This window comes from Actinomadura sp. KC06 (genome assembly GCF_004348735.1).
Taxonomy (GTDB): Bacteria; Actinomycetota; Actinomycetes; order Streptosporangiales; family Streptosporangiaceae; genus Spirillospora.
This window is the reverse complement of record NZ_SMKT01000086.1, coordinates 12,801-39,192: the sequence shown is the minus strand read 5'-3', so window position 1 is coordinate 39,192 and position 26,392 is coordinate 12,801. Positions and strand designations below refer to the sequence as shown.

The window sequence follows — 26,392 nt, the reverse complement described above, 5'->3', positions numbered from 1 at the left end:
GTGGGGGCGGGGGCGGCGTGCTTGGGGGCGTACTTGGCCGCGACCTTGATCTTGGCGGGGTAGCCGAAGCCGACGACGTGGTCCATGTCGCGGGTCTTGCGCATGAGCTTGTAGCCGTCGGCGTTGCCCTCGATGGTGTGCAGGGTGCGTCCGTCGACCTTCTCGACGATGCCGACGTGGTCGATCTGGTCGAGGTCGCGGGAGCCGCTCCAGTCGTAGAAGACGATGGCGCCTGGTTCGGGCTCGCGGCCCCAGGCGTCGTTCTTCTTGAACCATTTGGCGTGGTCGGACGTGGCGGCGAACTGCCCGGTCTGCTCGGTGACCCCGGCCTTGTCGGCGGCCCAGGCGAGGAACATGTCGCACCAGGGGGCGGTGGAGAAGTACTCGTCGTGGTCGCCGTCGACGTTCTTGCGGTACCACTCGCCGAACTTGGTGTAGCCGTCGCCCTTCTCGGTGTAGCCGAGTTCCTTCTTGGCGATCTCGAGCAGCTTCTTGCCGATGGGGTCCATGTCGCTCCCTGCCGACGCGCTCGTTCGGGCAGGGTGCCGCCCGACCGGGGGTAGGGAACGTGCCGCGTTCCAAGGTCACGTTCCGGTCTCGACGGAATGTAGCGAAGGTAAAGCGTGGGGGGCAACCTGTTCCGGGGAACCGGTCAGAAGGGACCAGTCAGAAGTAGCCACGCGGGAGAACGGCGACCGGGCAGGGGGCCGCGCGCAGGACCTTGAGCGCCACCTCGCCGACGAAGACGCGGTGCGCGGCGGCGTCCTCGCTGGACGCGCAGACGAGGAGCTCGCCGTCCAGCCAGTCGACGTCGTCCAGGGCGTCGGCGACGTCGTCGCCCTCGGCCAGCTCGGCGGACACCTCTTCGGGCGGCAGGTCGGCGGAGTCTATGGCGAGGCGGATGGCGAGGGCGAGGTCGTCGCGGAGCCGGTCGGGCCCGCCGTTCCCGACGTCGCCGACGGCCAGGGTGACCAGGCGGAGCGGGACCTCCAGGCGCTCGGCCGCCTGGGCGGCGCGGATGACCGCGTCGTCGCACTGGGGCCGCCGGACGTACATGACCGTGAGGCGGGCGAGCTCGTCCGGCGGGCTGTGGCCGGACGGGGCGAGCATGACCGCCTCGGTGGCCGAGTGCAGCAGGTGGTCGGCGGCGGCGCCGACGCCGATGCGGCCGCGGGCGCCGCCCTCGGGGGAGCCGACGACGATGAGATCGGCGCCGATCCGGCTGGCGAGCACGGTGAGCCCGCGGCCGACGCTGCGTCCGGCCTGGACGTGCAGGTCGGCGGGCTGGTCGTCCAGCAGGTCCGCGGCCTGGTCCAGCAGCGTGCGGGCCTCGCCGGCGGCCGCGGGCAGGTCCGGCGGATGGACGGTCGCCACGCTCAGCCGCCCGCCGGTCAGCGCGACCATCGCGCACGCCAGGTCGAGGGCCTCCCTGCCGCCGGCGTCGTTGACGTATCCGGCGAGGACGTGGTCCCCGATCATGCGACCCGAGCTCCGATCATGGGATCAAGCATTCCCCGCAGGGCGCCGGTCAGACCAGGGGCAATTTGAGGTAGTTTTTCCTGGTTGTCAATCTTTGGGGGGATGTGACATGGGGGCCGAGGCGTCGGACCTCGAACCGGGCCGCTGGACCATCGACCCGGTCCACTCCGAGATCACCTTCACGATCCGGCACCTGATGACCACGGTCCGCGGCACGTTTCCCGACTTCGGCGGCGAGGTGGTGATCGCGGACGATCCGCTCGACTCCACCGCGCGGGCCGAGATCCGGATGGCCTCGATCGACACCCGCAGCGCCGAGCGCGACGAGCACATCCGCTCGTCCGACTTCCTCGAGGTGGCCAAGCACCCGGTCATGACGTTCGCCGCGACCGGCGTGACGCGCGCCGCGATCGGCCGCCGCGCCCGCACGCCCCGCTACCACCTGGACGGCGACCTGACGATCAAGGACGTGACCCGTCCGGTCCGGCTGCTGACCGAGTTCCACGGCGTCGGGCCCGACCCGTGGGGCGGCACCCGCGCGGGCTTCACCGCGACCGGGACCCTCAGCCGGCGCGACTTCGGCATCGAGTTCAACATCCCCTTCCAGGGCGACAAGGTCATGCTCGGCGACGAGATCGCCATCGCGCTGGAGATCCAGGCCGTCCTGGCCTCGGAGGACGCCCGCGTCTAGGCGGCACCCGTCCCGGCGGCCGTGGAATACGGGCACGGGCCGTGTGGTTCCGGTAGAATAATTGAACGTTCTACTATTCAGGGGGCCGGCATGCAGTTCGGGGTCTTCACCGTCGGCGACGTCACGCCCGACCCGACCACCGGGCGCGTCCCGTCCGAGGCCGAGCGGATCAAGGCCATGGTCGCGATCGCCGCCAAGGCCGAGGAGGTGGGCCTGGACGTCTTCGCGACCGGCGAGCACCACAACCCGCCGTTCGTGCCGTCCTCCCCGACGACGATGCTCGGCTACGTCGCGGCCCGCACCGAGCGGCTGATCCTCTCCACGGCGACCACGCTGATCACCACCAACGACCCGGTGAAGATCGCCGAGGACTTCGCGATGCTCCAGCATCTGGCGGACGGCCGGGTCGACCTGATGATGGGGCGCGGCAACACCGCCCCCGTCTACCCGTGGTTCGGCAAGGACATCCGCGACGGCATCGACCTCGCGATCGAGAACTACCACCTGCTGCACCGCCTCTGGCGCGAGGACGTCGTCGACTGGGAGGGCAGGTTCCGCACGCCGCTGCAGTCGTTCACGGCGACGCCGCGCCCGCTGGACGGCGTGCCGCCGTTCGTCTGGCACGGCTCGATCCGCAGCCCCGAGATCGCCGAGCAGGCCGCCTACTACGGCGACGGCTTCTTCGCCAACCACATCTTCTGGCCGAAGGAGCACTTCCAGCGGCTGATCGGCCTCTACCGGCGGCGCTACGAGCACTACGGGCACGGGTCCGCCGACCAGGCGATCGTCGGGCTCGGCGGGCAGGTGTTCATGCGGAGGAACTCCCAGGACGCCGTCCGCGAGTTCCGGCCCTACTTCGACAACGCCCCGGTGTACGGGCACGGGCCGTCGCTGGAGGAGTTCACCGCCGAGACGCCGCTGACGGTGGGCAGCCCGCAGCAGGTCATCGACAAGACCCTGACGTTCCGCGACAACTTCGGCGACTACCAGCGGCAGCTGTTCCTGATGGACCACGCGGGGTTGCCGCTGAAGACCGTCCTGGAGCAGATCGACATGCTGGGGGAGGAGGTCGTCCCGGTGCTGCGCAGGGAGTTCGAGGCGCTGCGTCCGGCGCACGTTCCCGCGACCGCCCCGACCCATGCTTCCCGCATCAAGGAGGAGGCGCGATGAGCACGCTCGCCGTCATCTCCGCCGGGCTGGGGCAGCCGTCGTCCACCCGGCTCCTGGCCGACCGGCTGGCCGCGGCGACGTCCGCGGCCCTCGGCGGGGACGCCGCCGTCGAGACGATCGAGCTGCGCGACCACGCCCACGCGATGGTCGACGCGACCCTCACCGGCTTCCCGTCCGGGACGTTCCGCGCCGCCGTCGAAACGGTCGCGGACGCCGACGGCCTCATCGCCGTGACGCCCGTCTACAGCACGTCCTACAGCGGGCTGTTCAAGACGTTCTTCGACGTCCTGGAGCGCGACGCCCTGGACGGCACGCCGGTGCTGCTCGGCGCGACCGGCGGCACCGAACGGCACTCCCTGGCCATCGACTACGCGATGCGGCCGTTGTTCGCCTATCTGCGCGCCGCCGTCGTCCCGACCGCCGTGTACGCGGCGTCCGAGGACTGGGGCGGCGCCGACCGCCTCGCCGACCGCGTCAACCGCGCGGCCGGTGAGCTGGCCGCGCTGATGAGCGCCCGTCCGGCGCCCGCGAAGCCCGATCCCTATGACGACCCCGTCCCGTTCGAGGACCTCCTGACAGGCCGATCTTGATTAAGGCTTGGCTTATATAAGTGAAGGCTGTAGCTTGTGGCCGTGCACGCGTTCGATGTGCTGGGTGACCCGGTCAGGCGCCGGATCCTGGAGCTGCTCGCGGACGGCGAGCGGTCGTCCGGGGAGGTCTCGGCGGTCATCCGGGCGGAGTTCGGGATCTCGCAGCCCGCGGTGTCGCAGCATCTGAAGGTGCTGCGGGACAGCGGGTTCGCGGTGGTGCGGGCGGAGGGGACGCGGCGGCTCTACGCCGTCGACTCCGGTCCGCTGCGGGAGATCGACGCCTGGCTCGACCGGTTCCGCCGGTACTGGACGCCGCATCTGGACGCCCTGGCGACGGAGATCGCGCGCGGCAAGCGCGCCCGCCGCCCGGATCGGAGCGACTCAGGGAGCGAACCATGATCGATGTGACGGGCGAGATCAACGCCGTGCGCCGCCGGGTCGGCGAGCGGGTGCTGGAGGCCGGGACCGCGCGGACCGTGACGATCAGCCGGAGCTACGACACCGGCGTCGAGGACCTGTGGGAGGCGGTGACCACCGCCGACCGCATCTCCCGCTGGTTCCTGCCCTGCTCCGGCGAGCTGCGGCTCGGCGGCCGGTTCGCCCTGGAGGGCAACGCGAGCGGGACGATCGAGCGCTGCGACCCGCCCAAGAGCTTCTTCGCGACGTGGGAGTTCGGCGGCCAGGTCAGCTGGATCGACGTGCGGCTGACGCCCGAGGACGGCGGCCGGTCCCGCCTGGAGCTGGAGCACATCGCGCACGTCGACGACCACTGGGAGCAGTTCGGCCCCGGCGCGGTCGGCATCGGCTGGGAGCAGGGGCTCCTCGGCCTCACGATGCACCTGTCGTCCGGCGGGGACCTCCCCGAGGGCACGGGCCCGGAATGGGCCATGTCGGACGAGGGCAAGGAGTTCACGCGGCTGAGCGGAGAGGGCTGGTTCAGGGCCCACGTCGAATCGGGGGACGACGAGGCCACCGCCCGGAGCGCCGCCGACAACACGATCGCGGCCTATACCGGAAGCGTGGAATGATCTCCGGTTTGTGACACTGCTCCGGGGCCTGGACGACATCGACTGGACCGCACTCCAGCACGCGTACGGCCCGGCGGGCGACGTCCCCGGCCTGCTTCGCGGCATCGCCGAAGGACCCGATCCCGGCGACGACCTGGACGATCTCGACGTCAGGATCTTCCATCAGGGCGGGTTCGTCTGCTCCGCCGCGACGGCCGCGCTGCCCTTCCTGACCGCGATGGCCGGATCGCCGGCCATCGCGGTCAGGCCCGGCGTGCTGGAGCTGATCGGACGCCTCGTCCGCGAGGCGAACACGGCGCGGGGGGTCGACGGCGGATGGCCGGACGCGTGGGCCGCCGCCTTCCCGCGCGTCCTCGCGCTGCTCGATGACCCGGACGTCGCGGTGCGGCGGGAGTTGACGAGCGCGCTGTCCGGCGCGCGCGGCGACGCCGACGCGGTCGTGCCCGCCCTGCGCGGGCGGTGGCCGTCCGAGGACGACGGCGCGGTGCGGATCGGCATCGTGCTCGCGGTGGGCGAGCTGGCCGAGGGCTGCACCGCCGACGTCCTGCCGGAGGCCCTCGGCTGGCTCCGGGACCTGCGCGACGCTGACAGCGGGCAGGCCGGTCTGGCCGCGCAGATCGCGCTGGCGGACGCGGTCGGCGCGCAGCGTCCCGATCTCGGCGCGCTCGTCGAGGCCGTCCGCGGCGACGTCGCGGTGTGGCGGGACGTCCCGTGGGTCGGGGACACGCGCGCCGACCTCGCCGAGTTCCACGGCGGCGCCGCGGCCCGGCTGCTCCGCTGGATCGCGTTCCGGCTCGCGGCGTCCAGCCCCGGAGCCGACGCCGAGGACGCCGACCCCACCGCTCCGGTGGCGGCCGCCGGCGCGCGCACCGACCTGGCCGCCGCGTTCCTCGGCGCGCCGGACGCCGACCGGCGGATCGGGGCCGTCATGATCGTCGCCGACGTCCTCAGCCACTGGCGCTCGCCCGCGCGGCGGCTCGCTCCCGGCCTGGCCCGGGCGTCCGCCGACACGGCGCCGGCCGTGCGCGCCTACGCGACCCACCTGCTCGCGGCGCTCGACGAAGACGAGAACGACGCCGAGCCGCCCGGCACCCGCCTGGGTCTGCTCGCCGCCCGCCTGGACGACGACGCCCGCCTGTTCCGGCACGGCGACGGCCGGGTCGCCGACCTCGCCGCCTGGGGCCTGGCCCGGCGGCGGGACCCGCGCTGCCTCCCGCGCCTCATCGACCGCCTCGGCGGCGAGCTGCCCGCCTTCGACCTGGCGTCCGGCTCGTCCGGTCCGTTCAGCCCCGGGCCCCCGCCGATGCGGCACGTGCTGGCGCCGCTCGGCGGGCACGCCGGCGTCCTGCTCCCGGCGATCCGCGCGCGACTCGGCGAGCCCGGCCTCGCCCGCGGCCTCGCCGAGGTCCTGGAAAAGTGGGGCCCGGCGGCGGCGCCCGCCGTCCCCGACCTCGTCCCGCTCCTGCGGACGGACGCGGCCGTCCACGCCGCGAAGGCGCTCGCCGCCATCGGCCCGGCCGCCGCCGGCGCCGCACCCGCCCTCGCCGCGCCGTTCGAGCCGGAGAACGACTGGGTCGCCCGGCAGGGGAAGGTCGTGCGGCCGTGGGCCTTCTGGAAGGTGACCGGCGACCCGGGGCCGCTGCTCGCCGCGGTGGAGGACCACTTCGGGCGCGCCGGCTCCGAGGACGGCTGCTTCGAGGACGGCGACCCCGCCGCCGTGCTCGGCCCGGTCGCCGACCTCGGGCCGCTCGCGGCCGTCCACGCCGCGCGGCTGCGGGCGCTCCTCGACGTCCGGGCGGACTGGACGAGGGTCATGGCCGCCCACGCCTACCAGCGGGTCACCGGCGACACCCGCACGGCGGCGGACGTGCTGTCCCGGGAGGTCCACGAGCTGGCCCGCGGCCGGTACCTGCCGGTCCGGTGGGCGGCGACGCGGTACCTCACGGAGCCGGGGCCGGGGCCGGGCACGCCGGGCGTCCAGCGTGCGGCGGAGACGCTCCTCGGCTCCGATCGGCGCACCGCTGGGGAGGCGGCTGGCGCGCCTTCACCGAGGACCGCGAGCTGCGCGTCCTCGCGGCCCGGCTCCTCACTGATCCGGAGGATTCCGTTACCAATCGTGCTGAATAGCCCCACGACGGGCATCCGGCGCGGCATGATCACCCGATGGCTGACGAACGGGATGAGCCGCAGGACCGCGAACCCCCGTCCTGGCGGCTCCGACGATGGGCGGCGCCGATCGCCCTGGCCGCGTCGGTCGCGGCCTCCATCGGCGCGGTGCAGCTCCTGACGGACGACGCCTCGTCCGGCGGGTGGCTCGGCGGGCGCGAGCCGCGCTTCGTCCTCAGCGTGGGAAGCGTCCAGAGGGCCATGCAACAGGACGCGCCCGCGCCGTGGATCAGGGTGGAGGCGTTCCGGCGGGACGGACGGTACCGGCCGGTGGACTCGGTCCGGCCGCCGTCGCCGACCGCCGGCGAGGCGCGGGAGATCATCGAAGGCCCCGGCGGGACGTTCGTGGTCGCCTCCACCCGGGACGAGCCGTGCGAATCGCGGCTCTACCGCCTCACGCTCACCGGCGGCGGCCGCGCGAAGGGGATCGCGCCGCTGACCGATGGCGTCGTCCCGGCCCGCGTCGGCGGGCTGGCGATGAGCCCGGACGGCGACAAGCTCGCCTACACGACGGCCCCCTGCGCGGACGGCCAAGGCTCGACCGGGTCAGCTTTGCCGTCGGGCGCCTCCGTGACCGTCCTCGACATCGGCTCCGGGCGTCGCCGCACGTGGAGCACGCCCGGCCGCACGCTCGTCAGCCAGATCGTCTGGGCGGAGGACGACCGGACGCTCGGCTACGTCCTCAGCGACATCCGGCCGGACGCCACGCCCGGGATCGACGTCGGGAGCGGCATGCCGGGGGAGCCGCCCGGGCGCGACATCGGGAACGCCGCCGTGCACGCCCTCGACACCGAGGCGCGGGGCGCCGACCTGCGCGCGGGCCGTGTCCTGTTCCGGCGGCCGGACGCCGCCACCGTCGTCACCAACGCCGTGATGGACCTGGACGGCCGTACCGGCTACGGCATGATGCAGAAGGGCGTCCCGGCGACCACCATCTTCTTCACCTTCGCCGAAGGGAAGCCGCCGCGCGTCACCAAGACGATCGCCCCCAAGCCGGGCGTCGCGCAGTCGATCGGGCTGGTCGCCTCGAACGACCCGCCCCGGTACGCCTGCCTGAGCGGCGTCGACCCGTTCGGCAGGGCGATCGGCGGCGACATCTCGGATGCCGCCGCCGGCATCCCGCTGTGCGGAACCGCATACGCGTACTGAGGGACGCCGGGCCGCCCTGACGAAATCCGCGCCGGGTCTGGCAGGGAGGGACAAAAGCGGGTTCCCATCCGGCACTGCGTGCAATGGCGGACATCGGCCCCGTTTCCTACGCTGCGGCCAGAACCACCTGGGTGAAGGGCGGGGGAGTCAGCTTTCGCAAACCCTCTAGGAGCCCTCCGTGAACATCAAGCGAGTCGTGTTGTCCGCCCTGCTCGTCGCCTGCGCCGGCGGCACCACCGTCGCCGCCGCCACGCTGCCGTCGTCCGCGTCGCCCGACGCCGGGACGGGCGGGGCCGCCTTCGCCATCACGAGCACCGCCTTCGCCCCGGGCGGGCGGATCCCGATCGTCCACGAGTGCACCAGCAGCGGCGACAACGACCCCCGCAAGAAGAACGAGTCACCGCCGCTGGCGTGGACGGGCGGGCCCGCCGAGGCGCAGAGCTACGCGATCATCATGCGGGACGTCGACAACCGCAACCTGCTGCACTGGATCATCTACGACATCCCGGCGACCGTGGCCGAGCTGCCGCAGAACGTCGAGCACGTCTACCAGCCTCCGGTCCCGGCCGGGTCGAGGCAGATCTACTACCGCGGCAGCGCGAGCCTGTTCGGATACCAGGGCCCGTGCTCGCCCTCGTCGGTGAACACCTACACGTTCACGGTCTACGCCCTGAACCGGGCGAAGCTGACGGAGCTCAACGAGAACTCCACGATCCAGACCGCCGCCAACAGCATCACCCAGGCGTCGCTGGGCTCGGCCGTGATCTCCGGGGAGTCGTGAACCCGGACGGCGGTCGTCAGACGCGCCAGGAGCGGACGAGCTCGTCCAGCGCGGCCTGGTCGTAGAGGATGCCCTGCGACAGCAGCTCCTGCGCGACGAGCTCGCCGTCGCCGTGGTGCTTGGCCAGCAGCCGGTACACCGCGTACGGGAACCAGTGGTTGTCGCTGATCCGCTGGATGTCGGCCTCGCCGCAGATGTGGCCCTGGGCCCTGACCTCGGCGAGAGTCGCGGCGACGTCGCCGTGCCGCCGTTCGAGGACGTCGATGACGAGGGCCCGCAGGGCCTCAGGATCGGCGACCGGCGCGGGCGCGGCCGGGGCGGCGGGCTCCTCGGCGGCGGCGCCGTAGCCGCTGCGGCCGTTGGCGCTTCCGCGCGCTGCGGCGCTGACGACGGCCAGTTCGGGCTCGGGATCCGGGACGGGCGCGGGTGAAGGCGCAGGCGCTTCGGCGGCGGGCCGGGCGGCCGCGGGCTGAGGCTGGGCGGCGGCGGCCGGGCTCGGTGCGGGCTCGTCCGCGGCGGCCGTGTCCTTGGACGTCCCGTCCGGGGCCTGCCGGGTCGCGGTGGCGGCCGACGACGAGCCCGACTCGATCGCCCTCCCGGAATGGCCGGGGACCTGGATGCGCGGGAACGGGCCGGTGTTCCGCATCGGCATCAGCGTGATCTGGTTCAGCGTGACGGGCCCGGCGATGGCGCGGGTCTGGGCCTCGGGCGGCTTGGGCTTCTCGTTCTCCGCCTCGACCTCGCGCGACACGTACCGGTGCAGCGTCCGCAGCAGGACGAACAGGCCGAGCATCGACACGATCGGCGGGACGGCGGCCGTCGCCTGGTAGGAGAACGACTGCTGCCCGACATGGCCGACGTTGAAGATGAGGCTCGCCGTCCAGCCCGCGATGGCGATGGTCAGCGGCAGGGAGAAGTCGAGCCAGCTCATCAGGTGCCGGCGGCGCAGCACGAACGCGTCGATGGCCAGCAGGAAGAGGCCGAGCTCGCCGACGATGATGAACAGGTCGACCAGCAGCGGGAACGACTCGGCCTTCCAGCCGCGCAGGCCGTGCTCCATCGCCCAGTGGTAGAGGCCCGCGTAGGACTGGGCGAAGCCGCCCGCGGTCGCGGTCAGGACCGCGGCCGCCATGAAGGCGATGGCCCCCCACCGCGTGATGACCTGTGCCTTGTTGGCAGCGCTCATGCCGCGTGTGCTCCCAGTTTTCCTAACACAACGGAAAGTGATCGGTGGGAGACTATCCATTTCTTTCGCGCTTCGCGGGGGTTTTGGATCACTTCCCGGTTTCATCCGGGCCGTTTCCGCCTCCGGGCATGCGGAAGTCCCCGCCGGGGCGCGCCGGTGCCCGGGCGGGGACTGGATTCCGCGGGAGCGACGGAACCGTGCCTCAGTACGCGGTCAGACGCGGATGACGAAGTCGAGCGTGCCGGTCAGGCCGGTCGGCCCTTGGCTCATGGTCATCAGGAGGCGGGGGTCGAAGATCGTGTCGGTGTTGTTGCGCGGCTCGTTCGGGAAGTACATCTGCGTCGTCAGGATCCGCGCGTTCGGCGCCTGGACCTTGACGTGGATGTGCTTCGTGCGGCCCGGGTAGAGGCCGGGCACGATCGTCGTCAGGGTGTACCGCCCGTCGGCGCCCGAGAACAGGTGCCCGCGCAGCACGTAGCCGCGGTTGTCGTAGACGCCGGCGGCGTCGCACTGCCAGAAGTCGAGCAGCGCGCGGTTCACCGGCTTGCAGTCCTGGGAGTAGACGATCCCTGTCACGGTGAGCAGGGTGCCCTGCTTGCCGGCTCTGATGTCCGACCGCTCAGGTGAGCCAGGGGTGAAGTACGGGCCCTCCGTCTGGGCGGGAGTGGGCTCGTCGTCGCCGTCGGTGCACTTCGGGGTCAGCGGCAGCCGCCGGGGCTGCGTGCCGGCCTCCGCGGTCGCCGAGGTCACAGCCGTCACGGCCGTGGGGACGGCGAGCGCGCCGATGCCCGCGGCGACGATGAAGTTCTTCCGGCTGATGCCGGATTCCAGCTGTTCCTGCTCGTCCTCTGGCATGGGGGGTTTCCTCTCGAGGTCTTTCCGGGCTTATCGGGATCTTCCGATGCCCGGCTGGCGGGGCTCCCAGGAGTCGTCGCGACATGTATAGGCCGGTCACGAGGGGTTGGTCTTGGGTTTCCCTGCCCGACATTTGGCGTCGAGTGACAAAGCCCGCCGCGAGCGTCGTGCCGACTCGCTCATTGACCTTCCCGACACCTCGTAGAAACCTGGCGGGTGGCGTCCGAGACCCCCCGCCCGCCCACCTCGGAGGAGCGTCATGTCAACGCTCGCTGACACCTCGGATCATGCTGCCCGCGATCAGGCCGAGTACTGGCGCCACCTGATCACGTCGGCCTTTGGTCCTTTCCATATTCATCCGCGTCTGACCAGCGGTTTCTCCGCCCGGCTGGTCGGCCGCACGCTCGGCCCGGTCGAGGCCGGCGACGTGTACGCGCCCGCGCACGCGGTGCGCCGCAGCGCCCGCCAGATCGCCCGCGACACCCGCGAGTGCTACAAGCTCGGCCTGGTCCTGCGCGGCTCCTGCGTCCTCCGCCAGAACGGCCGCCACGCCCGCGTCGGCGTCGGCGACGTGGTGTTCTACGACCTGACCCGCCCGGTCGAGATCTCGTTCGACGCGCACCACATCTTCACGGTCGTGATCCCGCACCGGGCCGTCCCGCTGCCGCCCGAGCGCCTGGCGTCGTTCGGCGGCACCCTGCTCGCCGAGCGCACCCGTCAGGGGCGCCTGGTCTCCTCGCTGCTCGGCGCGCTCGCCGAGGACGGCGCCGGGGACGGCGCCGCGACCGACGAGCCCTACGCCCACCACCTCGGCGGCGCGATCGTCGAGCTGGTCACCGGCGCGGCCAGCGAATGGCTGGGCGCGCCGCCGTCCCCGTCACCGGAGGGAGCCGAGATGCTGCGCGCGATCAAGGAATGGATCGAAGGACGGCTGCACGACCCGGCGCTGTGCCCGGCGACGATCGCCGAGGCGCACCACATCTCCGTCCGGCAGCTGTACCGGGTGTTCCAGCCCGCGGGGACGACCGTCGCCCGCTACGTCCGCACCCGCCGCCTGGAGCACTGCCGCCGCGAGCTCAGCGACCCGTTCCTCGGGACGCAGCGGATCGGCGCGATCGCGAACCGCTGGGGCCTGCCCGACGCGGCGGCGTTCAGCCGCGCCTTCCGCGCCGCCTACGGCGTGACCCCGACCGCCTACCGCGCCGCCACCACGGGCATACTGCGGGACGGCTGACGCCCCGCCGACGCCGCCCCGGATCGGTTCGCATCGTTCGAGCGATCCGGGGAACGTGGGGTCTGCGCGGATACGGGTCGGCGCGAAGACTGTCACATTCTGCCGATCGCTCCACGATTGAGACACGGGCCCGCCGCCGGACGCGCGGGCGCGGTCCCCGGTCGGGACGCACGGCACGTTGGGAGGGACTGCATGTCGCTGACCATGCGGCCGGGGCCGCTCGCGGGCTCGCCCGGAGACGAGGTCAACTTCACCATCGACGGCCCCAAGCACAAGTTGTTCATGCACGGCTTCCCGCGCCGCGTCCGAGCGCGGTTCGCGGGGGAGACCGTCCTGGACACCGAGCGCGGCAAGCTCCTGCACGAGACGGCGCTGCTGCCCGTGCTGTACGTCCCGGAAGACGACGTCCGTACCGACCTCCTGGAGAAGACCGCCCACACGACGCACTGCCCGTTCAAGGGCGACGCCGCGTACTGGACGGTCCGCGCCGGCGGCCGGGCCGCGGAGAACGCCGTGTGGGCGTATCCGGAGCCGAAACCGGAGGCGGCGTGGCTGCACGGGCTCATGGCGTTCTACTGGGACCCGATGGACGCCTGGTACGACGAGGACGAGGAGGTCCGCGGCCACCTGCGCGACCCGTTCCACCGGGTGGACGTCCGCGACACGTCCCGGCATGTGCGGGTGCTGCGGGACGGCGAGGTCGTCGCCGAGACCGAGCGGCCGAAGCTGCTGTCGGAGACCGGCCTGCCGAACCGGTTCTACATTCCGGCCGCGGACGTCCGGCGCGAGCTGCTGCGGGAGAGCGCAAAGCGGACCTACTGCCCGTACAAGGGGGAGGCGACGTACTGGTCGCTGGACGGCGCGGACGACGCCGCCTGGTCCTACGAGGGCCCGTTGGAGGACGCGGTCAAGATCAAGGGCCATCTGTCCTTCGACCACGAGGCGCTGACGATCGAGACCGAGCCGCCGCCCGGCACGTGATCGCCGTGCCCGCGCGCCCTCGTCGGGTTTACTGTTTCTGGTAGGCCACAGGCAAGGGAGGCGGCTGGTGGCACCGTACGCGGCGCCCGCCCCGCGCCCGGGGTTCTGGGCCGCGCTCGATCCGGCGCAGCGGTCCGCGCTGCGCGCCGCGGGGCGGCCCCGGCAGTACCCGGTGAGGGCGCCCCTGGTGTACCAGGGGGACGAGTCCGACCACGTGATCGTCATCGAGCGGGGCTGGGCGAAGGTGACCTCGGCGACCGAAGACGGCCACGACGTGGTGCTGGCCGTCCGGGGGCCGGGCGACCTGCTCGCCGAGAGCGCGGTGCTCGGCGGCCGGACCCGGTCGGCGACGGTGACGGCGCTGTCGCCCGTCCGCGCGCTGGTGGTCCCGGCCGCGCGCTTCACCGGCTTCCTGGACGTCCACCCGGACGTGTGGATGCTCGTCACCGGCACCTTCGTCCAGCGGCTCGACGACTCCGACCGGCGGCTGACCGCCCACATGAGCAGGGGCGGCGCGCAGCGGCTCGCGGCGCTGCTGACCGATCTGGCGGAGCTGTCGGCGCACCACGTCCCGCCCGCGGCGGACGGCTCGATCGAGATCGGGCCGCCGCTGTCGCAGGAGGAGCTCGGGAGCTGGATGGACGCGTCCCGGGAGACGGTCGCCCGCGCCCTCAACGGCCTGCGGCGCAAGGGCCTCATCCGGACCGGCTGGCGCAAGATCACCGTCGTCGACCTGCCGGGCCTGCGCGAGTTCGCCAAGGAATCCGACTGAGCGCACGAAACTTGCCACTGGCAAGATAGGGTTCGGGCATGACCGACCAGCCGAGCTACCATCACGGCAACCTGCGCAGGGCCGTCCTGGACGCCGCCGTCGAGGCGATCGCCGAGCAGGGCACGGCCGCGTGGAGCCTGCGCCAGCTCGCCCGCCGCGCCGGCGTCTCGCACGCCGCGCCCGCCCACCACTTCGGCGACAAGGCGGGCCTGCTCACCGCCGTCGCCGCCGAGGGCTACGCCCGGTTCGCGGACGCGCTCGAAGCCGCCGGCGACGACCTGCACGACACGGGCCTCGCCTACGTCCGCTTCGCCGTCGAGCACCGGGCGTACTTCGAGGTGATGTTCACGCCCGCGCTCTACCGCGCCGACGACCCGGAGGTCACCGCCGCACGCGACCGCGCCGAGCGGGTCCTCGCCGCGGGCGTCCGCGGCCTCGCGGCGGGCGAGCGCCCCGAGGACGAGCGGACGGCCGGGCTCGCCGCCTGGTCGATCGTGCACGGCTTCGCGCATCTCTGGCTGAGCGGCGCGCTGTCCGGCGTCGGCGACGACCCGGTGGAGGCCGCCCGTCCCGTCATCCGCCTCCTCTTCGAGCGCTGACCGGCCCTCACCGCCGCGAGGCGGACTCCGACTCTCCCTCGGTGATCGCGTGGCCGTCGCCGTCGCCGTTCCCGTCCGGACGCCGCTCGGGGACGGCCACCAGATCGGCCCGGAACCGGCGGTTCAGCGCGGCGCGCATCCGCTTCACGCCGCTGCGGGCGCGCGGGCTCTCCACGCCCTCGATCGGGGGCGGCACGTCCAGCGGGACGGCCGCGGCCGGGCGCGGATCGGTGATCGCGGCGATCGCCTCGTCGGTCATCGGCCGCTCGACCTCGCTGAACTTCCCGTCCGGCGACATGCGGATGACGCCGGTCTCCAGCCCGTGCTCGGCGACGCCGAGGTCGCGGCGCTGCAGCCCCACGCAGATCCGGTAGGCGACGATGTAGCCGATGATCGGCCCGAGGATGATCGCGAAGCGGAAGAACCACGTCGTCGCGAACAGCGAGATGTGGAACCGCTCGGCGAGGACGTCGTTGCCGCCCGCCAGCCAGAGCATCCCGAAGAACACCACGCCCGCGACGCCGACGCCCGTGCGCGCCGGGACGTCGCGCGGGCGGTCGAGCAGGTGGTGGATCTCGTGGTCGCCGGTCACCCAGCGTTCCAGGAACGGGTAGACGGCGAGGCCGGTGAACAGCAACCCCGGCACCACCAGCGCGGGGACGACCACGCTCATCGTGACCGTGTGGCCCCACGCGTTGATCTCCCAGCCCGGCATGGTCCGCAGCGCGCCCTCCAGCCAGCCCATGTACCAGTCCGGCTGCGAGCCGGAGCTGATCGCGCCCGGGTCGTACGGGCCGAACAGCCAGACCGGGTTGATCTGGACGAACGCCGCCAGCAGCACCGTCACGCCGATCACCCACAGGAAGAACGCGGTGGTCTTGGCGATGAACACCGGGAAGAACGGGTACCCGCGGACGGTCGTGTTCGAGCTCCCCTTGCCGGGGAACTGCGTGTGCGTCTGCCGCCACGTCAGCACGATCGCGTGCAGCGGGATCAGCGCGGCCAGGATCCCCGGGATCAGCAGCACGTGGACGATGTACAGCCGCGGGATGATGTCGGTCCCCGGATACTCGCCGCCGAACACGAACATCACCGCGTAGGTGCCGACCAGCGGGATTGCGGCGAGCACGCCCTCCAGGATCCGCAGGCCGGTGCCCGACAGCAGGTCGTCCGGCAGCGAGTAGCCGAACAGGCCGTTCAGCATCACCAGCATGAACATGAGGATGCCGATCAGCCAGTTCAGCTCGCGCGGCTTGCGGAACGCGCCGGTGAAGAAGTTCCGCAGCATGTGGATGAGGATCGCCGCCATGAAGATCAGCGTCGACCAGTGGTGCATCTGCCGGACGAGCAGCCCGCCCCGCACGTCGAAGCTGATCTCGAGCGTGGACGCGTACGCCTCGCTCATCTTCACGCCCTGCAGCTTCGTGTAGGACCCGTTGTAGATGACCTCGTGCATGCTCGGCTTGAAGAACAGCGTGAGGTACACCCCGGTCAGCAAGATGACCACGAACGAGTACATCGCGATCTCGCCGAGCAGGAAGCTCCACTGGTCCGGGAACGCCTTGCGCATGGCCTTGCGGACGAAGCCGGTCGTGCCGAACCGCTCGTCGAGGGCACGGGCGGAGCCGTCCACGAACTTCGATGGTGCCCGCCCGCCCGGCCGCGCGCCGGGCCGGCCGCCGGCCGGCCGATTCTCCGCCATCGTCAACGTCCTCTCGCCGTCGAGCACACGCGCCTCAGCGCATGAAGGGCCTCTGCGCATGAAGACCGGGTGGGGCCGGGGAATGTGACATCCCGCGATGTGGACCGCGTCACACCGCCGGACCGGCTCGGCCGGCGGGCACGGCCTGCCGGTTCCGCCGCCGGTAGCGGGGCCGCCAGCGCGCCCGGTAGGCGAACCGGATCGGCGGCGGCAGGAGCCGCAGCACCGCGCGGCGGGTGGGGTCGGGCGCGCCGTCCAGCAGCCACGGCAGGTACACGCCGAGCCCGCGCAGGCCCAGCTCGCCGCGGAACTCGACGTCGAACGTGCCCCACTCGAACGCGGTGAGCGTGTCCGGGATCAGCGGGAGGACGTTCGACTCCTTGAACTCCAGGAGCGTGTCCACGGCGGCGTGGAGGTCCCGCGCGTACCGGGCGAACATCGCGCGGTCACGGTGTTCCAGTGCCGCGTCCACCCCGTCCATCATCGGGACGACGCGCAGCGCGCGCAGCGCCATCGCGTCCAGGACGACTCCCAGCCGCCTTCCGCCGCCGCTCGGCTCGGGGTCCGGCTCCTTGGCGTACATCACCGTCCACAGGGTGCGCTTCTCCGCGATGTCCTGGACGCGCCAGTGGAACTTGAACAGGGCCCAGCCGTTCCTGACCGCCGTCCCGGCGACCGCACCCTCGGACTCCGCCGCGGCCTCCAGCCCGGCCGTGTGGCGGCGGAAGGCGTCGTACGCGGCGTACAGCATCGTCAGGTCGAACCGCCGTGGCTCGGTGCCCATGCCGCCTCCAAGCAAGCTCTCCGCACCCGGGCGCCGCCTCCGGAGGGGCACCCGAACAGAAGATGCGTCGAGCACCCCGAAACGTGACGCGATCCAGAGCGTGACTCCTGTGATCTGCCCCACGGTTCGTCCGGTATTCGGGTGCCCTGTACGTTGGCGAGGTCAATGCGCGGGGACGTGACCTCCCCGAGCCGGAAAGGGGCCGTACATGGCAGTGGACGCGGCGGGCGCCGACATCGCGTCCCTCATCCTGCGGGTGTCCGTCGGCGGCACGCTCGTCGCCCACGGCTGGAACCACGCGTTCGGCGGCGGCAAGATCGAGGGCACCGCGGGCTGGTTCGAGTCGATGGGGCTGCGGCCCGGCAGGCTGCACGCGCTGATGGCCACCGGCACCGAGCTCGGCGCGGGCGTCCTGCTGCTGCTCGGGTTGCTCACCCCGCTCGCCGCGGCGGGCGCGGTCGGCACGATGGCGGTCGCGTTCATCACCGCGCACCTGCGCAACGGCTTCTTCGTCTTCCGGCCCGGCCAGGGCTACGAATACGTCCTGATGATCATCCTGGTGGCGTGCGCGGCCGGGGCGCTCGGCGGCGGCGCGGTGTCCCTCGACCGGGCGCTCGGGATGTCGGACGAGTTCTCCGGCTGGACGGGCTTCGCGATCACCGCGCTCGCGGGCGGCGCCGGCGCGGCGCTCCTGCTGGCCGCCTTCTGGCGCCCGGCCGCGAAGACCCGGGACGAGTCCACGGCCTGATCAGCCGGGCGGGCGCGCGCCCAGGGCCCGCAGGGCGAACCGCGTGATCTGGGCCGCCGCCTCGGCCGCGGTGGCCTCGGCCGTCCCCGCCATCTGGTCCTCGAACGCCTGGCCGAGCGCGGCGCGGACGAACCGCGCGTCGGGGCCGGGCTCGGCCCACGGGAACGAGCCGTCCGCCCGTCCGGCCGCGAGGATCTCGGCGATGATCGCCTCCTGCTCGGCGATGACGCGCCCGCGCTCCCCGGAGTAGCCCCGGGCGCGGGTCGCGTCGCCGGAGGTGAGCGCCAGGACGCGGGCGCGGCGGCGCTCGTCGGCGGTGATGGCGAGCATTCCCGCGATCAGCGCGCCCAGCGCCTCGGCCGGGGACCCGGCGGACGCGGCGAGCTCGCGGAGCTCGGCCATCACCCGGCCGCCGTCGCGCCGGAACATCGCCAGCAGCAGCGCGTCCTTGGACTCGAACTGCCGGTAGAACGCGCGGGTCGACAGTCCCGCGGCGGTCAGGATCTCGGTGATGGACACGGGGGCGCCCTGCGCGTCTGCGAGGCACCGGTACGCGGCTTCGATGATGCGCGTTCGCTCGGCGGCCTGACCGGGCACGGGACGGCCCCTCTCCTGCGCCTGCGGTGAGGGGCCAGCCTATCCACCGGCGGCCCGGAGCCGCTCCCGTTGCGGAATCACCGTGTACTTGGGGTCGCGCGCCGACTGGATCCCGGCGTGGAACACGCCGAAGCGCGTGCACGCCGAGCCCGCCAGGAGCGCCGCCCCGCTGAGCGCCGCCGCCGCCCGGCCGAACCCGCCGGACGGGCCGCGCCGGCCGGACGGGCCGCGCCCGCCGAGCAGGACGCTCCCGGCGATGCCCGCGGCCGACAGGATCTCGCCCGCGCGCACGAACCGGCCGGCCTTGCCCTCCTTGTACGGCTCGGCGGCCAGCCCGGCTCGACGCTCCAGCAGTTTCGCGGCCGCCAGCTCCAGCGCCGCGCCGAACACCGCTGCGGTGCGCATCGGCCCGGCCTCGCGCCGCGGGGCCGCGATCAGGGCCATGCCGGACGCGGCCGCCACCGCCGAACCCGCGAACACGAAAGGCAGCTCGCGGTGCGCCTCATGCCAGGCGGGGACCGCCGTGTCGGCGGCCAGGACGGCGGTGTAGGTGCAGACGGCCGGGCCCAGCGCGGCGGCTCCGAGCGTGGCCGCGCCGCCGAGGCGCGGGAAGAGGCCGGTGACGTCCAGGACGGCGGCGGCGCCCGCTGCCGGACCGTAGGCGGCCAGCAGCCACGACCCCATGCTCATCGGCGACGTCGGCTTCATCACCCGCAGCATGTTGAGGAACCGCTCGGGCCGTCCGAGGTCGTGGATCAGCGCGGCCGTGGACCCGCCGAGCGCGGCCACCGACGAGATCTTCAACGCCCGCGCCGTGACGGGGCGCCCGGTGAGCTGCGCGCCCGCCGCCAGCACCGAGCCCGCCCCGGCGAGGCCACCGAGGAAGAAGTACGCGGCGACGTCGGACGCCTTCCAGACCGGCGGGTTCAGGATCGGCTTGCCGTAGTAGGACGTGAACTCGGCGTCCGGCACCATCGCCTTCTCGCCCCGGTGCCTGCCGCGCTTCCGGCCGCGCCGCCGCAGGCCCCCGCCGACCTCCGCCTCCCGGCCGGGCCGCTCGCCGCGCAGGCCGTCCTTGCCGACATCCGAGGTGCTCATCGCCGGCCTCCCGCGCGGCCGTGGACGGCGAAGACGGCGGCCAGCCCGCCGAGCATCGCGGCCGCCGCCGCGCCCGCGTGCCGCCACATCGACGGCAGGTCGCGGGTCGTGACGACCGGGTCCGGCGGCAGCCCGTACACCTCGGGCTCGTCCAGCAGCAGGAAGAACGCGCCGTCGCCGCCGACGCCGTCGTCCGGGTCGTGGCCGTATAGGCGGGCGTCGTCGACGCCGAGGTCATGAAGCTGGTCGACGCGCAGCGCCGCACGCTCGCGCAGCTCGTCGAGCGGCCCGTACTGGATGGAGTCGGTCGGGCACGCCTTCGCGCACGCCGGCTCCATGCCGACGCCGATCCGGTCATAGCACAGCGTGCACTTCCACGCCCGGCCGTCGCCCTTGCGCTGGTCGATGACCCCGTACGGGCAGGCGGGAATGCAGTACCCGCACCCGTTGCAGATGTCCTCCTGGACGACGACCGTGCCGAACTCCGTGCGGAACAGCGAACCGGTGGGGCAGACGTCCAGGCAGGCGGCGTGCGTGCAGTGCTTGCAGACGTCGGACGCCATCAGCCACCGGAGGTCCTTCGCGCCGTCCGCGCCGGTCTCGGCATTCCCCATCGGCTTGCTCTGCTCGATGAACGCGACGTGCCGCCAGGTGTCGGCGCCGAGCCCCTGCGTGTTGTCGTAGGACATGCCGGTGAACTCCAGGCCGTCCTCGGGCACGGCGTTCCATTCCTTGCACGCCACCTCGCACGCCTTGCACCCGATGCACACGGACGTGTCGGTGAAGAACCCCATCCTGGGCGGCGGGTCGGGATGGCCCGCATCGGCGGCGACATCGGGTTCGGCTCCGGCGAGCAGGTTCCGCCCCACCAAGCTGCCCATCCCAGACCTCCCGACCGCGCGGCGACCTTCTCCGACTTCCCCGCGGCGCGCCTCCTACACCACCGGCGCGGGCTCAGCCGTCCGCCATCGCCTTCCACTGGCGCTCGGCGGCGGGACGCCACGCGGCGTGGCGCTCGTGGAAGAGCGCGGACGCCCGGAAGCCGCTCCAGCCGTCCGGCAGCAGCTCCGCCGGGAGGCCCGGGTCGAGGAACGGGAACCGGCGCCATTCCTGCACGAGCCTGGTGTGCGCGGCGAACGTCCCGGGATCACCGTCCGGGCACAGTTCGCGGACGGCGTCGGCGAAGTCGTCGTAGGCGCGCTGGATCGCGTCCAGGTCCCACGCCCGCCGGGCCACCCGCCGCGCCTCGGACAGGTCGCCGAGCCGTCCGGTGAACAGCGTGGACGTGCCCGCGACGCCGATCTCGGCAAGGACTTGCCGCACCTCGGGCTCCCGTCCCGGATGCGGGCTGACCCACACGCCGGGGGAGAGGTTCCCGAGACCGTTCCAGGCCAGCCGCGTGCGCAGCATGTGGCGGAGCCTGCGGCTGGTCTCCGGGACGGTGGCGAGGACCAGGAGCCACTGCCCGTCCCAGTCGCCGCCGGGACGCCCCAGGCCGCAGATGCGCTCGGCGCCGTCGTTGAGGAGCCGCACCCCGGACGGGGTCAGCCGCCAGGCGGTGCGCCGGCCGCGGCGCTCACCGGCGATCCAGCCGTCGGTGGCGCTGCGGGCGAGCGCCTGCCGGACGGCCTTCTCCTCCATGCCGAGCAGCCCGAGCGCCCGCAGGAACGCCGCCGTCCAGACCGGTCCGCCGCCGGGCAGGACGAACTCGCCCAGCACGGTCAGCAGCAGCGACCGGGCGCTCGCCGCGCCGAACTCGCCGGGTGGGGCCATCCGCTCCGCCGCCACCGGCTCAGCGGGCGAGGTGGCGAGAGATCACCAGACGCTGGATCTGGTTCGTGCCCTCGAAAATAGGGCACGACCGTCTCGGCGTCCTTTCACGCTCATGGAGATGGTCGGCACGACCCTGTTCACCTGCGCATATCGATAGGGCATGAGCGCCGTGCGCTCTGATCGGGGGCAGTGTGGGAGGTGTGCCGAGCATTGGTTGCCGCCCTTTCCGGGACGTTCGGGAGATGATCGAGCTCTCGTCTCGCGCGGCGCTTGGTCAGTAGCGCGTTCACCAAAGGGTACGGACGACCCCGGTGCGAGAGCGACCGTCGAGGGTCTGCTCCCACCGAGCCTGGCGCACAGCTCCTCTCGCATGAGGGGCGACACGTGGGCGTAGGCGCCGCCGGCGACAGCCCACCTCCTCTACCTCGATGATCAGCAGGTCATAGCGGGGAACTCCCCGCACGACCGGTGGCTCCCAATCGGCCCCGTCGCGGCCGGGCACGTTGGTGCGAGCGGTACGCCTGGGAAGCCGGAGGAGCAGTCGACCATCACCGGCCGAGGTGGGCTCCCCACGGACCGGCCTTCCCGCGGCGGCCTGGCCGGGCCGTAACCGGTGACCGCCTGCACCCAGGGGAATTCCTTGTAGGTGCTGTGGAGATGGTGCCGCTCGTTGCGCAGGGAGCCATCCTTGGGAGGGCGGCACCGGAACGGCCCATTCGGCGACCCCAGTAGGCCATGGAATTCATCCTCACCCCTAACCGGCGCCGAGTACGTCTTCACCATCTCTTTCTCCTCACGCGTCCCCGGTGGGATTGGTGATGGATATCGTCAGCCCAGCGGAGGTGGACGTTGGGCCGGGTCCGATTAGTCGTACGGCTGCTGCTCGTCGCGATCGCCGGGCTTCTGCTGGCCTATGCGATCAATATCGTCACCGGCGGGACCCTGCCCGCGGCGCTGGAGCCCTACCGGGCGCACTCCTGGTGGGTCACCGGTCTGCTGGCGGCCATCGTCGTCGCGGGGGCCGTCGCGGACCAATGGCCGGGCCGGACACGTACGGAGCCCGCCGACGGAACGGCCACGGCGCAGGACCGCCGCAACGCCCTGGCCAACGTCGAGGCCAGAGTCCGCGCCCGCCTGGACCAGTCGCTGGCCCGCACGCTCCGCGCCCACCTGGAGCTGAAGTCCGCACCGGCACTGGTGAACCCGCCCCGCAGCTGGTATGTCGAGCGGGACGGCCAGCAGGTCGACCCCCAGGCATCGATCCTGGCCACGTTCCGGGAGCTGGATGAGTCGCTGCTGGTGCTCGGAGCACCCGGCGCGGGCAAGACGACCCTGCTGCTGGAGCTGGCCGAGGCCCTGGCGGGCGAGGCCGCGCGGGACGAGCGGGCGCCGCTCCCGGTCCTGGTCGAGCTGGGCAACTGGAAGGCGCGCGGCGAGAACGCGCAGATCGAGTCATGGATCTTCGACCAGGTCCACCGCTCCTACGGGATCGGTGACGGCCTGGCCAGGACCTGGCTGAACGGCCGGGGCCTGGTCCTGCTCCTGGACGGACTGGACGAGGTCGTCGAAGCGGACCGGCGGCGCTGCGCGCGGCTCCTCAACGACCTGCAGCTCGCCCATCCCAAGCTGAGGATCGCGGTCGGCAGCAGGCGCGTCGAGTACCAGGAGCTCCCGGAACGGCTCGCCCTGCGCGGCGCCATCGTCATCCAGCCGCTGACCGGGACCGAGGTGCAGCGCTGGCTGAACACGCCCGGCCTGGAAAGCCTCCGCGCCGCCGTGGGCGCCGACCGCTCGCTGCTGGAACTGCTCACCGCGCCGCTGTGGCTGCAGCTGACGGCCGCCGTGTTCACCGACCCCGTGTTCACCGACCCCTCGGGGACGCCCGCCCTGACCGGCACCATCGCCCACCGCCGCGCCCAGCTCCTGGACGCCTTCTTCACCCGCATGCTCGCGGGCCGGACCACCAGGGCCCAGGCGACCCGGCTGAAGAAGCACCTCACCGTGACCGCCTTGGCGCTGACCAGGAACAACCGCACCGTCGCCGACCCCCGACCGCTGCGCGGAACCTGGAGCCAGGCAATACCCCCGCAGCACGCGGACTATCTGTCGTGGCGAGGCGGGCGGTGTTCTCGGGGAAGTTCCCAGATCGGATGGTCCAGATCCCGGCGGCTTCGGTCGAGATGATGAGCGCGTTTTAGGAAACGGCACCAACTTGGCCTTGGGCGTGAGGGTGAACGTGGACGGAGTGCTCGACCCCTCCGGCGTAGACGTGCCGGGTGGAACTGGGCTGACCGCGTTCCAGCCCAGTAGCGTGCTCCGCTGTCCCTAGCAGCGGGCACCCTCTCTTGCCTGCCGCGTGTGGTCTGTCTGGTCTCGTGCCTGATGCGGGCGCAGCGTCGCAGGTATGACTTTTTCGATGAGCTTTCTGGGAGCGAGGCCCGGTGCCGGGACCGCAGGCAGGGACCTCCTGGCGGTTGGGACGATCGCCTACCTGGCCCGATACAAGGGTGACTCACGCATGCACACTGAGTCGGACCTGCGGATCTACCTGACCTGGTGCACCGAACGGCACCTGGAGGCCTTGGCGTGCGGCGGGCGCATGTGGAGATGTACGTGCGGTGGTTGCAGGAGGTCCGCCGGTTCCGGCGTTCCGACCCACAGCAGCGTCGACAGCGTTCCTCCGGCGGGTACTTGAGCGTGATGCTGACGGTGGATGTGTCGGCGCGGCTGCGGCCCGATGCCGTGACCCGGCCGGACCGCGTTCTGCCGTGCCTACGGCTGGCCGCGGTCAACCACCTACGGCCAATGGCCCGGCTCCGAGGACATCGCCGCGCACTACGGCCCGGACGCGTGATCATCAAGCTCACCGGCGCCGCCTGCGAACGATCCGAAAGGCGTCCCGGCCCCAGGTCGTCGCGCTTCGGGAGCCGTCGGACCTGATCACCGCGCGGGAATCGGCGGTGCTAACGAGGCAGGGGCCGGGACCCCTCTCGGCCTCTGGGGTGGACGATCTGGGCGACCGGTCGCCTGAAGCAGGGCCCGACCTTTGCCGGGCCCGGGCATGGACCAGGGGCCGTGATCTCAGGGAGGTCCGATGCGTTGGATCGGCTTGGTTTCGTTATTGTCGCTGGTGTCCGTGCTCTTGTTGCCAGGGCCGGTCTCCGCCGTCGAGATGCGGCCTTGGACGGCTGCATCGCCGGCGGGGAAGGGGATTGACTGGGAGCCGTGCCCTGAGGATCCGTGGGTGGAGTGCGGCACGGTGTCGGTCCCGGTCGACTGGGCCCGTCCTGCGGGCGCGAAGATCGATATCGCGGTGGCCCGACGTCCGGCCCTCGCGCCACGGGAGCGTATCGGCTCGCTGTTCGTGCTGCCCGGCGGTCCGGGCGGCTCGGGTGTCGACTTCTCGCTCTTCGCCGGTGACCTGCTCGAACCCGAGATCTTGCGGCGGTTCGATGTCATCGGGTTCGATGCGCGGGGAATCGGCCGCAGTCACCCGGTGCTGTGCCCCGCCGATTCCGACCCGCCATCTGAATTCCCGCAGGACGCGAAGGCATACCAGCGTCTAGTGCAGTACCACCGAAGCCATGCCCAGGAATGCCGGCGGCTGACCGGCCCGGTGTTCGACCACGTCGACACCCTCAGCGTCGCCCGCGACGCCGACACCATCCGCCAGGCGCTGGGCGAGCGGCAGATCTCCTTGTACGGGGAGTCCTACGGCACGCTGCTGGGGCAGCAGTACGCCGAGGAATACCCCGGCCGCGTCCGCGCGCTGGTCCTCGACAGCAACATGGACCACAGCATCACCGACGTCCGCCAGTACCTGGTCGCTGGATCCGACGTGGTGGAGGAGACCTACCGTCAGTTCGCCGCTTGGTGCAGCAAGAGCCCGCGGTGCGCGCTGCGCGGGCAAGACGCGCTCAAGGTCTTGGACGGGCTGCTGGCGCGGGCGGATCGTGGAGAGCTGAAGGACCCCGCCGGGTCCACAATCACGCCCGACGCTTTGGTGGAAACGGTTCGCCGGGCGATGTACGGACCGAACTCGTTCACCGGCTGGGCGTCTCTGGGCACCTATCTCACCAGGCTGCAAGGCCGGACCCCGGCACGGGTGCCGGACTGGTACCCGGACGCCTACCAGGCGATTCTCTGCTCCGACTTCAGCTTCCCGGTCCGCGACTTCGAACACCTGAACAGTCTTATGGCCGCCTCCCGGCGGGCGGCGCCGCACACCCGGGTCAACGCCCTGACCTGGACGGACATCACCGGTTGCCAGGGCTTCCTGACCCGGGCCCGCAACCCCCAACATCGGTACCGGATCAAGGGCACGCCGCCGATCCTGCTGACCAACAGCCGATACGACGTCGCCACACCGTACTCCCGGGCGACCCACGTGGCACGCCAGATCCCCGGCGCGGTACTGCTCACCTACGACGGCATCGGCCACGTGAACTACATCTCGAACGCCTGCAGCACCGCGGCCATAAACCGCTACCTGCTGACCCTGCGCACCCCGCCACCGGGCACACATTGCCCGGCCGAGCCGCTACCGGCCACTGACACGCCAGCCATGTCGGACAACAATTTCCCCCGATGGCTCCGATGATCACTGCATTAACGGCCGGTAGCCATGCCGCGGTACGAAGCCGGCGCGGGGCCGGCTTCGTACCGCACTTTGCGTAAGGCCGCTCAGCCGGTTCGGTCGCGGAGTTCGGGGAGTCTCTTAGCTGGCGCGAGGTGAAACCGAGTTCGCGGAAGATGGTGTCCTAGGTGGGTGCCGAAGGTGCGCGGTGCGCAGCCGGGCGTCACACCGCCGTCCCCGGCGCCGCGGCCAATCCCCGTGCAGCGGCCGCGCCCGGGCGTGTGCGTCGTCACCCAGACGGATGCCGAGGCCGCGTCCACGCTGTGGGGAAATCCCCGACGACGCCGGAATCGATCCGGCGCCCGAGCGCTCCTTGACTAGGTGGGCCGGCTTTTGAGAACCACACCCGTCGCGTCCGCGTCCTGGGCGTCAC

24 protein-coding genes are annotated in these 26,392 nt (G+C 72.3%); 14 read left to right on the top strand and 10 right to left on the bottom strand.

Features of this window, described 5'->3' with window-relative positions:
- Nucleotides 1-509 (bottom strand): CHAP domain-containing protein (locus E1287_RS25575; RefSeq protein WP_131967600.1); only part of this gene is annotated, 509 nt, incomplete at its 3' end.
- 157 nt (nucleotides 510-666) lie between these two features.
- Entirely contained in the window at nucleotides 667-1,479 is an 813-nt protein-coding gene (locus E1287_RS25570; protein ID WP_131967599.1) for a universal stress protein, read from the bottom strand.
- Nucleotides 1,480-1,588: 109 nt separating this feature from the next.
- On the opposite strand from E1287_RS25570, the gene E1287_RS25565 reads away from it, so the two are divergent.
- From E1287_RS25565 to E1287_RS25535, 7 genes are all read left to right on the top strand, one after another.
- A complete protein-coding gene (locus E1287_RS25565) occupies nucleotides 1,589-2,170 on the top strand; it encodes a YceI family protein (protein WP_131967598.1) in 582 nt (193 codons plus the stop codon).
- 90 nt (nucleotides 2,171-2,260) lie between these two features.
- Nucleotides 2,261-3,340: an LLM class flavin-dependent oxidoreductase gene (locus E1287_RS25560; protein ID WP_131967597.1), complete on the top strand. Its 1,080-nt coding sequence runs from the start codon at nucleotides 2,261-2,263 to the stop codon at nucleotides 3,338-3,340.
- A complete protein-coding gene (locus E1287_RS25555; protein WP_131967596.1) occupies nucleotides 3,337-3,930 on the top strand; it encodes an FMN reductase in 594 nt (197 codons plus the stop codon). Before E1287_RS25560 ends, E1287_RS25555 begins: the two co-directional genes overlap by 4 nt.
- 42 nt (nucleotides 3,931-3,972) lie before the next feature.
- Nucleotides 3,973-4,329 carry a metalloregulator ArsR/SmtB family transcription factor gene (locus E1287_RS25550; RefSeq protein ID WP_131967595.1) on the top strand — a complete coding sequence of 119 codons (357 nt, stop codon included), beginning with the start codon at nucleotides 3,973-3,975 and terminating at the stop codon, nucleotides 4,327-4,329.
- A complete protein-coding gene (locus E1287_RS25545; RefSeq protein WP_131967594.1) occupies nucleotides 4,326-4,958 on the top strand; it encodes an SRPBCC family protein in 633 nt (210 codons plus the stop codon). The genes E1287_RS25550 and E1287_RS25545 overlap by 4 nt, the downstream gene beginning before the upstream one ends.
- A 10-nt stretch (nucleotides 4,959-4,968) precedes the next feature.
- Complete coding sequence (locus E1287_RS25540) at nucleotides 4,969-7,245, top strand: hypothetical protein (protein WP_131967593.1); 2,277 nt, start codon at nucleotides 4,969-4,971, stop codon at nucleotides 7,243-7,245.
- Nucleotides 7,246-8,451: 1,206 nt separating this feature from the next.
- Nucleotides 8,452-9,054 (top strand): YbhB/YbcL family Raf kinase inhibitor-like protein, encoded by a 603-nt coding sequence (locus tag E1287_RS25535; RefSeq protein WP_207934452.1) that lies wholly within the window; start codon nucleotides 8,452-8,454, stop codon nucleotides 9,052-9,054.
- 16 nt (nucleotides 9,055-9,070) lie between these two features.
- Here E1287_RS25535 and E1287_RS25530 read toward each other — a convergent pair whose 3' ends face one another.
- Nucleotides 9,071-10,240: a DUF2637 domain-containing protein gene (locus E1287_RS25530; protein WP_165969175.1), complete on the bottom strand. Its 1,170-nt coding sequence runs from the start codon at nucleotides 10,238-10,240 to the stop codon at nucleotides 9,071-9,073.
- Between the two features lie 213 nt (nucleotides 10,241-10,453).
- Nucleotides 10,454-11,095 carry a dioxygenase gene (locus E1287_RS25525; protein WP_131967591.1) on the bottom strand — a complete coding sequence of 214 codons (642 nt, stop codon included), beginning with the start codon at nucleotides 11,093-11,095 and terminating at the stop codon, nucleotides 10,454-10,456.
- Nucleotides 11,096-11,354: 259 nt separating this feature from the next.
- Between E1287_RS25525 and E1287_RS25520 the strand changes: the two genes are divergently transcribed.
- From E1287_RS25520 to E1287_RS25505, 4 genes are all read left to right on the top strand, one after another.
- Nucleotides 11,355-12,329: a helix-turn-helix domain-containing protein gene (locus tag E1287_RS25520; protein ID WP_131967590.1), complete on the top strand. Its 975-nt coding sequence runs from the start codon at nucleotides 11,355-11,357 to the stop codon at nucleotides 12,327-12,329.
- A 192-nt stretch (nucleotides 12,330-12,521) separates the two neighbouring features.
- Entirely contained in the window at nucleotides 12,522-13,310 is a 789-nt protein-coding gene (locus E1287_RS25515; protein ID WP_131967589.1) for a DUF427 domain-containing protein, read from the top strand.
- Between the two features lie 67 nt (nucleotides 13,311-13,377).
- Nucleotides 13,378-14,082 carry a Crp/Fnr family transcriptional regulator gene (locus tag E1287_RS25510; protein WP_243719428.1) on the top strand — a complete coding sequence of 235 codons (705 nt, stop codon included), beginning with the start codon at nucleotides 13,378-13,380 and terminating at the stop codon, nucleotides 14,080-14,082.
- Between the two features lie 38 nt (nucleotides 14,083-14,120).
- A complete protein-coding gene (locus tag E1287_RS25505; protein WP_131967587.1) occupies nucleotides 14,121-14,681 on the top strand; it encodes a TetR-like C-terminal domain-containing protein in 561 nt (186 codons plus the stop codon).
- 7 nt (nucleotides 14,682-14,688) lie between these two features.
- Here E1287_RS25505 and E1287_RS25500 read toward each other — a convergent pair whose 3' ends face one another.
- Complete coding sequence (locus E1287_RS25500; protein WP_131967586.1) at nucleotides 14,689-16,383, bottom strand: ubiquinol-cytochrome c reductase cytochrome b subunit; 1,695 nt, start codon at nucleotides 16,381-16,383, stop codon at nucleotides 14,689-14,691.
- Between the two features lie 109 nt (nucleotides 16,384-16,492).
- Nucleotides 16,493-17,167: a hypothetical protein gene (locus tag E1287_RS25495; protein WP_131967585.1), complete on the bottom strand. Its 675-nt coding sequence runs from the start codon at nucleotides 17,165-17,167 to the stop codon at nucleotides 16,493-16,495.
- Nucleotides 17,168-17,375: 208 nt separating this feature from the next.
- Between E1287_RS25495 and E1287_RS25490 the strand changes: the two genes are divergently transcribed.
- Nucleotides 17,376-17,915 carry a DoxX family protein gene (locus E1287_RS25490; protein ID WP_131967584.1) on the top strand — a complete coding sequence of 180 codons (540 nt, stop codon included), beginning with the start codon at nucleotides 17,376-17,378 and terminating at the stop codon, nucleotides 17,913-17,915.
- Here the strand turns inward: E1287_RS25490 and E1287_RS25485 are convergent, their stop codons facing one another.
- From E1287_RS25485 to E1287_RS25470, 4 genes are all read right to left on the bottom strand, one after another.
- The gene (locus tag E1287_RS25485) at nucleotides 17,916-18,512 is read right to left on the bottom strand and encodes a TetR/AcrR family transcriptional regulator (protein ID WP_131967583.1); all 597 of its coding nucleotides are present in this window, start codon (nucleotides 18,510-18,512) and stop codon (nucleotides 17,916-17,918) included.
- A gap of 39 nt (nucleotides 18,513-18,551) precedes the next feature.
- Nucleotides 18,552-19,610, bottom strand: a complete 1,059-nt coding sequence (gene nrfD, locus E1287_RS25480; RefSeq protein WP_131967582.1) for an NrfD/PsrC family molybdoenzyme membrane anchor subunit — start codon at nucleotides 19,608-19,610, stop codon at nucleotides 18,552-18,554.
- The gene (locus E1287_RS25475) at nucleotides 19,607-20,404 is read right to left on the bottom strand and encodes a 4Fe-4S dicluster domain-containing protein (RefSeq protein ID WP_243719430.1); all 798 of its coding nucleotides are present in this window, start codon (nucleotides 20,402-20,404) and stop codon (nucleotides 19,607-19,609) included. The genes nrfD and E1287_RS25475 overlap by 4 nt, the downstream gene beginning before the upstream one ends.
- Nucleotides 20,405-20,564: 160 nt before the next feature.
- Nucleotides 20,565-21,383, bottom strand: coding sequence for a PaaX family transcriptional regulator C-terminal domain-containing protein (locus E1287_RS25470; protein ID WP_131967580.1), 819 nt, complete (start codon nucleotides 21,381-21,383; stop codon nucleotides 20,565-20,567).
- Between the two features lie 849 nt (nucleotides 21,384-22,232).
- Between E1287_RS25470 and E1287_RS25465 the strand changes: the two genes are divergently transcribed.
- Nucleotides 22,233-23,567 (top strand): NACHT domain-containing protein, encoded by a 1,335-nt coding sequence (locus tag E1287_RS25465; RefSeq protein ID WP_131967579.1) that lies wholly within the window; start codon nucleotides 22,233-22,235, stop codon nucleotides 23,565-23,567.
- A 910-nt stretch (nucleotides 23,568-24,477) separates the two neighbouring features.
- Nucleotides 24,478-25,983, top strand: coding sequence for an alpha/beta hydrolase (locus E1287_RS25455; RefSeq protein WP_131967578.1), 1,506 nt, complete (start codon nucleotides 24,478-24,480; stop codon nucleotides 25,981-25,983).
- The last annotated feature ends 409 nt before the right edge of the window (nucleotides 25,984-26,392 follow it).

Coding starts and splice junctions, on each gene's coding strand:
- E1287_RS25570 (WP_131967599.1), bottom strand. CDS start 1,479: ATGATCGGGGACCACGTCCTCGCCGGATACGTCAACGACGCCGGCGGC.
- E1287_RS25565 (WP_131967598.1), top strand. CDS start 1,589: ATGGGGGCCGAGGCGTCGGACCTCGAACCGGGCCGCTGGACCATCGAC.
- E1287_RS25560 (WP_131967597.1), top strand. CDS start 2,261: ATGCAGTTCGGGGTCTTCACCGTCGGCGACGTCACGCCCGACCCGACC.
- E1287_RS25555 (WP_131967596.1), top strand. CDS start 3,337: ATGAGCACGCTCGCCGTCATCTCCGCCGGGCTGGGGCAGCCGTCGTCC.
- E1287_RS25545 (WP_131967594.1), top strand. CDS start 4,326: ATGATCGATGTGACGGGCGAGATCAACGCCGTGCGCCGCCGGGTCGGC.
- E1287_RS25530 (WP_165969175.1), bottom strand. CDS start 10,240: ATGAGCGCTGCCAACAAGGCACAGGTCATCACGCGGTGGGGGGCCATC.
- E1287_RS25525 (WP_131967591.1), bottom strand. CDS start 11,095: ATGCCAGAGGACGAGCAGGAACAGCTGGAATCCGGCATCAGCCGGAAG.
- E1287_RS25520 (WP_131967590.1), top strand. CDS start 11,355: ATGTCAACGCTCGCTGACACCTCGGATCATGCTGCCCGCGATCAGGCC.
- E1287_RS25515 (WP_131967589.1), top strand. CDS start 12,522: ATGTCGCTGACCATGCGGCCGGGGCCGCTCGCGGGCTCGCCCGGAGAC.
- E1287_RS25505 (WP_131967587.1), top strand. CDS start 14,121: ATGACCGACCAGCCGAGCTACCATCACGGCAACCTGCGCAGGGCCGTC.
- E1287_RS25500 (WP_131967586.1), bottom strand. CDS start 16,383: ATGGCGGAGAATCGGCCGGCCGGCGGCCGGCCCGGCGCGCGGCCGGGC.
- E1287_RS25495 (WP_131967585.1), bottom strand. CDS start 17,167: ATGGGCACCGAGCCACGGCGGTTCGACCTGACGATGCTGTACGCCGCG.
- E1287_RS25490 (WP_131967584.1), top strand. CDS start 17,376: ATGGCAGTGGACGCGGCGGGCGCCGACATCGCGTCCCTCATCCTGCGG.
- nrfD (WP_131967582.1), bottom strand. CDS start 19,610: ATGAGCACCTCGGATGTCGGCAAGGACGGCCTGCGCGGCGAGCGGCCC.
- E1287_RS25475 (WP_243719430.1), bottom strand. CDS start 20,404: ATGGGGTTCTTCACCGACACGTCCGTGTGCATCGGGTGCAAGGCGTGC.
- E1287_RS25470 (WP_131967580.1), bottom strand. CDS start 21,383: ATGGCCCCACCCGGCGAGTTCGGCGCGGCGAGCGCCCGGTCGCTGCTG.
- E1287_RS25455 (WP_131967578.1), top strand. CDS start 24,478: ATGCGTTGGATCGGCTTGGTTTCGTTATTGTCGCTGGTGTCCGTGCTC.